This is a genomic window from Brevibacterium sp. (genome assembly GCF_022712115.1).
Taxonomy (GTDB): Bacteria; Actinomycetota; Actinomycetes; order Actinomycetales; family Brevibacteriaceae; genus Brevibacterium; species Brevibacterium salitolerans.
The window spans coordinates 1-8920 of sequence record NZ_JALAHB010000026.1; the positions used below are offsets into that span (position 1 = coordinate 1).

Consider the following 8920-nt stretch of genomic DNA (forward strand, 5'->3'; position numbering starts at 1 on the left):
GTGCCCCGCACGGGCCGGCCGGCAGACGTGGCCGGCACATACGCCCCGGCCTGTCCGCTCAGCGCTTCGGAGCTGCTCCGTCCGCGCTGCTTCCCGGCGCGGAGGTCCGCCTCCAGCCTCTCCGCCTCCTCGCCGCCGATCGCCTCGCCGCGCTCCACCAGCCCGGCGGTGTCGGACAGGGGGATCTCCTTGAGGAACAGCGAGAGCAGGAACGCCGCGCCGATGAACGGCAGCAGGTACCAGAACACCGGGGCGAGGGCGTCCGCGTAGGCGCTGACGATGCCCTCGCGCACCGCGTCCGGCAGCTCGCTCATGGCGGCGGGCTCGATCGAGGCGGCCGCGCTGGAGGCGGCTGAGGGATCCGCGCCCGCGCCGGCGAACACGGTCACGAGGTTCTCCGTGAGCCGGGTGGTGAAGATCGTGCCGAACACGGCGGTGCCCAGGGAGGCGCCCACTTCGCGGAAGTAGTTGTTGGTGCTGGTCGCCGTGCCGATCTGGCTCGCCGGCACCGCGTTCTGCACCACCAGGACCACCACCTGCATGATGAAGCCCAGCCCCACGCCGAACACGAACAGGAATGCGCAGATGAGCCAGATGGGCGTGTCCGCCTTCAGGGTGGTGAAGGCAAGCATGGCGGCTGCGGTGATGACGGTGCCGAGGATCGGGTAGACCCTGCACCTGCCGGTCCTGCTGATCGCCAGGCCGGAGACGATGGAGGTTCCCATGAGCCCCACCATCATGGGGATGAGGAGCAGCCCGGAGACCGCCGCAGAGGTGCCGGAGGCCATCTGCAGGAAGGTCGGCAGGAAGCCGATCGCCGCGAACATGCCGATGCCCAGGACCAGGCCGATCGCGGTGGCGTTGATGAAGATGGGGTTGCGGAACAGGCTCAGCGGGATGATGGGGTCGGCCGCACGCGCCTCGGCGAGGACGAACGCGGCGGCTGCGACCACCAGGCCCGCACCCCATGCCCAGGTGGCGCCGGAGGACCAGCCGTGCTCTGCGTCCCCGCCGAAGTCGGTGAAGAAGATGAGGCACGTGGTCGCCGCGGAGAGGAACAGGACGCCGAGGACGTCGATGGGCTTCTCCGCCTTCTTGTCCGGCAGCCGGAGGGCGAAGAACGCGACGAGGAATGCGGCGATGCCCACCGGGATGTTGATGTAGAAGGCCCACTGCCAGGTGTGGTGGTCGACGAAGTAGCCGCCCAGGAGCGGACCGGCCACGGCGGAGAGCCCGAAGATGGCGCCGAGCGGACCCATGTACTTCCCGCGCTCGCTGGCCGGCACGATGTCCGCGATGATGGCCTGCGAGAGGATCATGAGACCGCCGCCGCCCAGGCCCTGCATGGCCCGGAAGACGACGAACGTCCAGAAGTCGCCGGCGAAGGCGCAGCCCACGGAGGCCAGGGTGAAGAGCGCGATCGCGACGAGGAAGAGACGGCGCCGTCCGAGCACGTCGCCGAACTTGCCGTAGATGGGCATGACGATGGTGGTCGCCAGCAGGTAGGCGGTGACGATCCAGACCTGGTTCTCCACCCCGCCCAGCTCGCCCACGATGGTGGGCATGGCGGTGGAGACGATGGTCTGGTCGAGGCTGGAGAGCAGCATGCCCGCGATGAGCGCGGAGAAGATGATCCAGATGCGCCGCTGCGTCAGCAGGAACGGCGCGGAGTGGGTGTCTGTCATGGTGGTCCGTTCTGGGTGGTGCGGATCTGCGGGTGTGCGCGGCGTGCCGAGGTCGTCGGCACCGGCGCGGGTGCGGTGCGCTGTCGGTCCGGATCTGCCGGGCCGGTGCCGCGCCCGCTCAGGGAGCTGCGAGGAGTGCGCGGGCCAGCGCCGCCCGTTCGGCGAATCTCTCTGCGAGGTCGTCGGGGTCGAGCTCCACCAGGTCCGTCCGCCTGAAGTATTCGGCGGCGACGGCATGGCTGAGACCGCCGACCAGATGCACCAGCGTGTCCGCACGGGCGTCACCGGGCTCGAGCCCCTCCCGCCGCTCGATCAGCGCGGTGTCGCGCTGCTCGTTCGACCGGATGCGTTCGAGGATCCGGGTGTGGAGACGCGGTTCGCGCTCCACCGCCGCCCGCAGGGAGTCGAGGTTCGTCACCAGCGGCGCGGCCAGCCGCCAGCGGGCGAGCTGCAGCTCGAGGAAGTCGTCGAACAGCCCCGCGCCGAGGCCGCCGGGGCCAGGACGGTCAGCGTGCACGGGCGACACCGCCTCACCGCCTCCCTCCCGGCGGACGGCAGAGGCCTCACCGGCCGCATGCGGCCGCTCACCGGCGACGAAGGCCGCCTCCAGCTCCTCCTCCCCCGGAGCCACGAGGATCCCGAGGACCGCGTCCTCCTTGGAGGCGAAGTAGTTAAAGAAGGTCCGCCGGGAGATGCCGACGGCCTCGCACAGCTCCTCGACCGTGTACCCGCTCAGACCCTCGCGGGCCGTGCGCGCACGGGCCAGTTCGACGATCTGCCGGATGGTTTCGCGTCTGCGCTTCTCACGCGGACCGATTGCACTGTCGCTCACAGAGTGCAATTCTGCACCCTGCGGCTGAAAGTGCACTTGGAAGCGAGGGTGACCTTCGTCATCCGGGCCGCCGGGCCGTCAGGAACCGACGCAGGAGAAGACGCTCCCCCAGACTCCAGGCCGTGGTGGTCATGAGGTAGAGGGCCGCCGCCAGCGGCACGAAGAGCGCGATGACCGCGGTCATGAACGGCATGAAGCTCATGGTGCGCATGACGCCGCGCATGTCCGGCATGCCCGGCTGCGGCTCCGCCGTCTGCGATTCGAGCTGCGGAGCCAGCGCCCTGCGGGAGAAGTGCGCCACGACTGCGATGGCGGCGACGACGAGGAGGTAGACGAGCACGGTGGTGGCCGTCAGACCGCCGGTGCGCAGCAGCCCGACGAAGCCGGAGCCCAGCTCGATCCCCATGAACGTCTGGCTCAGCAGGGTGTTGGGCAGCCCGTCGATGGTGGGCAGGATGAACAGGCCGTAGATCGCCATGAGCACCGGCATCTGCGCGAGCGCAGGAAGACAGCCGGCCACCGGCGAGGTCCCCTCTTCCGCGTAGAGCTCCATCATCCTCTTCTGCAGCTCCTCGGGCCGCCCCCTGTGGCGCTGCTGGAGCTCGCGCATGCGCGGTGCCAGGCGCTCACGGGCGAGAGCGGCCCGCACCTGCGAGATGCCGACGGGGAGGAGGAGCACGCGGACCAGGACGGTCAGCGCCACGACGGCGAGGGCGGTGCTCGCTCCGCCCGCGAGAGGGACGAACAGGTCGCTGATGTGGGTGAGCGCCCACTGCGCTGCGTGGATGAGGAAGGCGATGGGCGGGAAGGCATAGATATTCATGTGCGAGGTCCTTGGACTCGGACGCAGGCCGCGCTCCGGCCGGGGACGATCGTGCGTCCGGGCTCGGCGGAGGCGGGTGCGGCAGCGGCGTGACAGGTGCGCGGAGGGCGCAGGATGCCGTGCGTGAGCTGCTCGAGACCAGGAGGGGAGGGTGCGGGACCTCGGCTCACGGTCATACCCGCCGCGGCGGGAACCCCAGTTATGCCGGCAGGGAGGCGGAGCTCAGCCCTGCACACGCGCAGGAGCGGCGGGTCCGCCCGGGAAGGGGAGAGAGGAGTCTCATGCGCTCACTCGGGGGAACCGGAGGGAGCGCGCACCCGGACGGTGCCGCGGGATCCCGGCGCACAGGGCGGGTCCGGGAGCTGGGCGGCCCAGGCGCGGGCCGGCCGGGACCTCGGCTGCGGAACGAGCCCGAGGACGCGCACGATCACGCGGAGCGCGACCGGAGTGAAGGCGGAGACCGCGAGGATCCCGACCACGGCCAGGAGCACTGCCGCAGGGATGTCCACCTGCGGATACGAGCCCGCGAACTGAGCGAGGGCGAACAGGAGCAGCTGAACCATGACCCAGATGGTCGCCAGCACGGCCGCACCCCCTCCTCGTCGCCGTCGTCTGCGGACCCACTGAAAGTCTACGGCACCGAAGGCGGACCCCGGCGGCCGGGCGCGACCGGGACACGAAGCGGCCCCCTCACGGGAGCTCTCCGGGCACGCCGACGAACGCAGAAGCCCCCATCCGAAGATGGAGACTTCTACAGCGGGGGTGGGACTCGATCCCGCAACCTCACGCTTGTGAGTCGTGCGCACATTCGATTCCTCGCGAAACGCCGCACCGCCCCACCTCGTCCGCAGCTCCTCAGCACCGCGCGTCAAAGCCGGCCGGACAGCCCCGCTGTGATGCTGAAACGCCGCAGCTGCAGGCCGCACTCACCCGGCAGAGGGCAGCAGCCTTCCTCGCACGCGCGTCCCGGAGGACCCCTACATTGCACAATGCGACGCTGAGCGCCCAGTACGACTCCATATAGTGATACAGATCACAGTCAACTCTCGTGACGAACTCCGGACTCATGACGTCTTCCTTGTGTCCGCATGAAACATGACCGGCGAATTCGCCGGTCATCTGGTGAAGGAGAGGCTATGTCTAACGTGTCAATTCCTCGGACCGGCAGTCAGCAGGAGCGCGAGGCGTCCGAGCGCGAGGAGCGGAACGTGCAGACCGTGGAAAGGGTCCCCCGCGGCCCCCTGCAAACCACCCGGGGCATCACAACTCTGGAGGACACCGTCGTGGCCAAGGTGGCCGGCATGGCCGCCCGCGAGGTTCCCGGAGTCTACGACATGGGCAATGCCGCGCGCCGCGCCTTCTCCGCCGTGACCGATCGCATTCCCAACTCACAGACGAATGTCGCCGGTGGCATCGGTGTCGAGAAGGGCGAGACACAGGCCGCGGTCGACGTCACGGTCGTGGTGGAGTACGGCGCCTCAATCGTCGAGGTCGGCAACGCCATCCGCCGCAACATCATCGACCAGGTCGAGTCCACCACCGGCCTGGAAGTCGTGGAGGTCAACGTCAACGTCGTCGACGTCCACCTGCCGCAGGAAGACGACGAGTCCGTGAACAGCCAGCGCGGCGATGAACTGAAGTGACATCCCTGGGCGGCACCGGGGAGGTCTGCGACCTTCCCGGTGCCGCCCCCTCATTGAGGAGCATCCATGAAGATCACCCACTTCGCCCTTCTGGTCGGCCTCTTCCTCGGAGCCGTGCTGGCCTTCGGCAGCTTCGGCCAGTTCTTCCTCGTCCTGGTATTCGGCGTCATCGGCCTCGCAGTGGGCATGACGATCGACGGTCGCGTCGAGATCCGGGGTCTGACCGACCGCTGGAGGAGATGACCATGACCGCCCTGGATGAGCGTCGACCAACTGCCTGCGCTCCCGAGGACCGGGGACGCACGACCGTGCCGGCCAAGGTAGTCGCCCGGATCGCCGAGCAGTGCGCCTTCGAGGTCGCCAGCGTCGGTTCCAATGCCGGAGGCGTGCTGGGAATCGGTGCTCGTCGCGACTTCGCCACACGCCCGAGCGCCGAGGCGGAGATCTACGGCAGCATCGTGGTCCTGCGCCTGAATGTCGGCATCGCGTTCCCCACAACCCTGCGCGATGCGCTGAAAGAGCTTCGCGAGCACGTTGCCGCACGCGTGGAGCAACTCAGCGGCCTGGAGGTAGGGCGCATCGACGTCCAGATCTCCTGGCTGAACAGCACCGCGACCGGACGGAGGATTCTTCGATGAGCACTCACCCCCAAGCTCTGACGCGCCGCCCCGCCCGCAGGGTGCCCGCCATCATCCTCGCCTTCATGGCCATCACTGTCGGCGGCCTGCTGGTTTGGACGATCGGCGCTCGCCTCCTGGACGGCACTTGGTCCGGGGTCGGGGCCTCAGCGGCACACCGGATCGGCGGCCTTCGCCTGGACGGGATGCCGGTGCGCATCATCGTCGGAATCCTCGCGATCATCGGACTGGCATTCCTGATCAGTGCCCTGGTTCCGGGGGCCGCCAGACACCTCGCCATCCTGGCCGGTGAAACGCCCGGGCAGACTGCAATGTCGCGTCGTGACATCGCTCGCCGGGTCGAACGCCAGGTGGAGCAGGTGGACGGCGTATCCGCAGTACGGGCCCGACTCTCCGGCCACGTGCTCTCCGTCCAGGTGCGCACGCCGGTCGATGAGTCCGAGTCAATACTCCGCCAGGTACGCACCGCCGTGCAGGAGACCATCGCTGAGCTCACTCCGGTCATTCACATCCGCTCCCGCGTTCATCTCAGCCGGACACGCTGACACGAACTCACCATCCGAGGAGGAATCAGCCATGCGCACCGTTTCCGGCACCCGTAACCGGGTCATCCTGGCCATCGGCGGCCTACTCCTGATGCTGCCAGCCGCATGGATCGCCCTCATCACAACGCCTCTGGGCGATTGGCTTCCACCGCACCGGGACGAACTGCTCAGCGGGGAATCCACGGGTTCGGGCATCGCTGCTGCCCACGCGGCCTGGCTGCTGCCCACTTTCCTGGCGATCGGCGCTGTGGCGGTGGTCGCCGGAATCAGCCTGCTGGTGAGCCAGGTACCGCGCCCACCGGCGCGAGCCGTCCTCCGGATCACCGATGCAGACGGCAAGCTCCTGGGCTCCTTGGAGCCCGAAGTGTTCGAGCGCGCCCTGGCCGAGAACATGACAAAGGTCCCGGGCGTCCTCAATGTCGATGTTCGCTTCGGGGGCAGCACCCAGCGTCCCTGGGTGCAAGCGACCACCACACTGGCCGAGGAGGCCGAGATGGCGTGGGTGGTCCAGCTCCTGCGCGCGCGCCTGGTCCGGGATGTGGAGACCACTCTGGCCACCGCCCCCGAGACTGTCGACCTCCTGGTGCGGCTGCGGACCGGCAGGTCGTCCCGCAACGCGGCTCTGGGCCTCTCGGCGGGTGAGCGGGCGCCGGTTCGCGAAGCGGTTCTGCGTTGATGACCCCGAATCCGGCAATCCCCGAGCACGCCCTCGTACTGCGAGCCCAGGATGGGGACGTAGCGGCGTTCGAGATGCTGGTCGATCGCTATCAGGGCCGGCTCTTCCGGATCGCTTACATGATCCTGCACGACCGGATGGACGCCGAGGACGTGGTCCAAGAGTCCCTGGTTCTGGCCTGGCGCCGTCTAGGACTGCTGGAGGATCCGGCAGCCTTTTCCGGCTGGGTGTCGAAGATCACGACCCGAGCGGCCACCGATGTGGTGCGCCGTGCGACTCGACGTGCGACGAATGCCACCGATGGCGAGGTCTTCGAACGGCTGCCCCCGGCCCCGGCTCTCGGCACGGCGACCTCGGGAGATCCTCTGAATCCCGAGCACTCCGCTCTGGTGCAGGCTCAGATGACGGCACTGGCCGGCATCCTGCAGACCCTGGACGCCTCAGTGCGCAGTTGCTGGGTACTGCGCGAGGTCGGCGACATGAGTTATCGGGAGATCGCCGTCATCGTTGACGCCACCGAATCGACAGTGCGTGGGCGGATCGCGCGAGCCCGCGCGCACATCGTCGAGCACATGGAAGAATGGAGGTGAGTGAGGTGAGCAGTATCACATCTGGTTCGGACCCCAACGACGACGTCGCCACGGCCAAGTATCTGGATATGATCCGCACCATGCATCGCGAATGGTCAGCCCTCGAGGGTGACGGCGATGCTGGGGTCCAGCTCTCCGCCCGAGCGCGGAACACCATCCGGGAAGCCGTACGAGCTGACTCCCGGCACGGTGCTCATGTGGAGATGCCTCCCACGCCGGCTGGCCCGTTCACTGTCTCCGAGGCCTCATTGCGCGGAGTGGTCCGCTCCGCCGTCGACGCCGTCCCGGGAGCCCTTGCACTGCGCACCACCGCCGAGCACGCCGTCTCCGCCCAGGGTGCTCGCACCCGCGGACGTCCCGAGCGACTGCGCGTGCGCATTTCCGCGGCGCTGGACACGTCGGACCTCCCGAGCCTGGCCCGACGCGTTCGCAGCTCCGTGGCGCAAGCCTGCCACGATCACCTGGGCCTGGACGACCTGCCCATCGATGTACACATTGAGGACCTCCACGAGGAGGAACGCCATGAGCACTGACATATCCACGCCGCGCGGCCCCGCACTCCCGGCCGACCAACTGGTGAGCCTTGTGGAGGCCGTGCCGGGGATCCGCGGCATGGAGCCGGGAATTGCCACGACTCTGCGCACTCTGGATGCCCGCTTGCGCCGCCGCGCCGAGCGTGCCAGGTTCGGGCTGACCATCGATCCCGATGCTCATCTGATTACGGTGGAGCTGGCACTGTCCGGCCCGCGCCCGGTGCGCGCCGTCGTGGAAGACGTTCAGCGCGAGGTGCACGAGGCCGTGGCCTCAGCCGGCGGTGCGCAGCACGAGGTGCTCGTGCGTGTGCAATCCCTGAGCTGAGCCCTCCCGACCGCCGAAAGGACTCATGGGCACATCATCGTGGGTTCGGTCAGGACTCCTGAGCCAGGAAGCGAAGATGAGGTCATGCGGGAGCAGCGACAGGCTGAGAACTCGACGGCGTGTCGCTCCAGCGCGGAGCAGAAGGTCGCCGTGGTGCGGATGGTCTGGGCTTTGCACACCGAGTTCAGCTCGCCCGGCCCATCACAAGTCAGGGTTGCGGTCCCGCCCTTTGACGGGACCCGAGGCCCGTCAGAGAGCTCCTCAGGTTCTCCACCACGGTATGAGCCCGGACCACGCCAGGGCTGCTGTCGCAAAGTGATTGCATACCAGCACAGTCAACCCAGCAACACCTGCAACGTTCGTCAGGGTTCACCGCCGGCAGCCCGAATGCGCACCCGCCCCACAGCTGCCCGGGGACGAACTCGTGAATGAAAGAAGCCCCCATCCGAAGATGGGGGCTTCTTCTGTAGCGGGAGCGGGACTCGATCCCGCGACCTCACGATTATGAGTCGTGCGCTCTAACCAGCTGAGCTACCCCGCCACGGGCGAACACTGGTTCACCTGAGCCCCAAAAGGGAATCGAACCCTTGACCTTTTCCTTACCATGGAAACGCTCTGCCGACTGAGCTA

At 68.2% G+C, this 8920-nt stretch carries 12 protein-coding genes and 1 tRNA gene; 7 read left to right on the plus strand and 6 right to left on the minus strand.

All coding sequences use genetic code 11. From position 1 onward, the window contains the following. From Q0A33_RS01140 to Q0A33_RS01155, 4 genes are all read right to left on the minus strand, one after another. On the minus strand, positions 1–1685 hold a 1685-nt coding region (locus Q0A33_RS01140; RefSeq protein ID WP_291791900.1), incomplete at its 3' end, for an MDR family MFS transporter. A gap of 118 nt (positions 1686–1803) precedes the next feature. Then, on the minus strand, positions 1804–2517 hold the full coding sequence (locus Q0A33_RS01145; RefSeq protein ID WP_291791903.1) for a TetR/AcrR family transcriptional regulator: 714 nt from the start codon (positions 2515–2517) through the stop codon (positions 1804–1806). A gap of 58 nt (positions 2518–2575) precedes the next feature. Beyond that, positions 2576–3340 (minus strand): membrane protein insertase YidC, encoded by a 765-nt coding sequence (gene yidC, locus Q0A33_RS01150; protein WP_291791905.1) that lies wholly within the window; start codon positions 3338–3340, stop codon positions 2576–2578. A gap of 287 nt (positions 3341–3627) precedes the next feature. Continuing rightward, positions 3628–3903, minus strand: coding sequence for a hypothetical protein (locus Q0A33_RS01155; protein ID WP_291791908.1), 276 nt, complete (start codon positions 3901–3903; stop codon positions 3628–3630). A gap of 573 nt (positions 3904–4476) precedes the next feature. On the opposite strand from Q0A33_RS01155, the gene Q0A33_RS01160 reads away from it, so the two are divergent. From Q0A33_RS01160 to Q0A33_RS01185, 6 genes are all read left to right on the plus strand, one after another. Then, positions 4477–4983, plus strand: a complete 507-nt coding sequence (locus Q0A33_RS01160; RefSeq protein ID WP_291791911.1) for an Asp23/Gls24 family envelope stress response protein — start codon at positions 4477–4479, stop codon at positions 4981–4983. Between the two features lie 66 nt (positions 4984–5049). Continuing rightward, positions 5050–5226: a hypothetical protein gene (locus Q0A33_RS01165; RefSeq protein WP_291791913.1), complete on the plus strand. Its 177-nt coding sequence runs from the start codon at positions 5050–5052 to the stop codon at positions 5224–5226. A gap of 2 nt (positions 5227–5228) precedes the next feature. Continuing rightward, complete coding sequence (locus tag Q0A33_RS01170) at positions 5229–5621, plus strand: hypothetical protein (protein WP_291791916.1); 393 nt, start codon at positions 5229–5231, stop codon at positions 5619–5621. Continuing rightward, positions 5618–6166 carry a DUF6286 domain-containing protein gene (locus tag Q0A33_RS01175; RefSeq protein WP_291791919.1) on the plus strand — a complete coding sequence of 183 codons (549 nt, stop codon included), beginning with the start codon at positions 5618–5620 and terminating at the stop codon, positions 6164–6166. Before Q0A33_RS01170 ends, Q0A33_RS01175 begins: the two co-directional genes overlap by 4 nt. Positions 6167–6197: 31 nt before the next feature. Next, on the plus strand, positions 6198–6842 hold the full coding sequence (locus Q0A33_RS01180) for a hypothetical protein (RefSeq protein WP_291791923.1): 645 nt from the start codon (positions 6198–6200) through the stop codon (positions 6840–6842). Next, positions 6842–7432, plus strand: a complete 591-nt coding sequence (locus Q0A33_RS01185) for a sigma-70 family RNA polymerase sigma factor (RefSeq protein ID WP_291791926.1) — start codon at positions 6842–6844, stop codon at positions 7430–7432. Before Q0A33_RS01180 ends, Q0A33_RS01185 begins: the two co-directional genes overlap by 1 nt. 245 nt (positions 7433–7677) lie before the next feature. Here Q0A33_RS01185 and Q0A33_RS01190 read toward each other — a convergent pair whose 3' ends face one another. Continuing rightward, the gene (locus Q0A33_RS01190) at positions 7678–7968 is read right to left on the minus strand and encodes a hypothetical protein (protein WP_291791930.1); all 291 of its coding nucleotides are present in this window, start codon (positions 7966–7968) and stop codon (positions 7678–7680) included. Between Q0A33_RS01190 and Q0A33_RS01195 the strand changes: the two genes are divergently transcribed. Then, on the plus strand, positions 7955–8290 hold the full coding sequence (locus Q0A33_RS01195) for a hypothetical protein (protein WP_291791931.1): 336 nt from the start codon (positions 7955–7957) through the stop codon (positions 8288–8290). The two genes, Q0A33_RS01190 and Q0A33_RS01195, sit on opposite strands and share 14 nt — an antisense overlap. 467 nt (positions 8291–8757) lie before the next feature. Here the strand turns inward: Q0A33_RS01195 and Q0A33_RS01200 are convergent. Continuing rightward, a tRNA-Met gene (locus tag Q0A33_RS01200) sits at positions 8758–8831 on the minus strand. Between the last annotated feature and the right edge of the window lie 89 nt (positions 8832–8920).

Excerpts from the sequence above, each read along its gene's own strand:
- Q0A33_RS01190 (WP_291791930.1), bottom strand. The coding sequence starts at position 7,968 with ATGTCAGTGCTCATGGCGTTCCTCCTCGTGGAGGTCCTCAATGTGTAC.
- Q0A33_RS01175 (WP_291791919.1), top strand. The coding sequence starts at position 5,618 with ATGAGCACTCACCCCCAAGCTCTGACGCGCCGCCCCGCCCGCAGGGTG.
- Q0A33_RS01180 (WP_291791923.1), top strand. The coding sequence starts at position 6,198 with ATGCGCACCGTTTCCGGCACCCGTAACCGGGTCATCCTGGCCATCGGC.
- Q0A33_RS01195 (WP_291791931.1), top strand. The coding sequence starts at position 7,955 with ATGAGCACTGACATATCCACGCCGCGCGGCCCCGCACTCCCGGCCGAC.
- yidC (WP_291791905.1), bottom strand. The coding sequence starts at position 3,340 with ATGAATATCTATGCCTTCCCGCCCATCGCCTTCCTCATCCACGCAGCG.
- Q0A33_RS01170 (WP_291791916.1), top strand. The coding sequence starts at position 5,229 with ATGACCGCCCTGGATGAGCGTCGACCAACTGCCTGCGCTCCCGAGGAC.
- Q0A33_RS01155 (WP_291791908.1), bottom strand. The coding sequence starts at position 3,903 with ATGGTTCAGCTGCTCCTGTTCGCCCTCGCTCAGTTCGCGGGCTCGTAT.
- Q0A33_RS01160 (WP_291791911.1), top strand. The coding sequence starts at position 4,477 with ATGTCTAACGTGTCAATTCCTCGGACCGGCAGTCAGCAGGAGCGCGAG.
- Q0A33_RS01185 (WP_291791926.1), top strand. The coding sequence starts at position 6,842 with ATGACCCCGAATCCGGCAATCCCCGAGCACGCCCTCGTACTGCGAGCC.
- Q0A33_RS01165 (WP_291791913.1), top strand. The coding sequence starts at position 5,050 with ATGAAGATCACCCACTTCGCCCTTCTGGTCGGCCTCTTCCTCGGAGCC.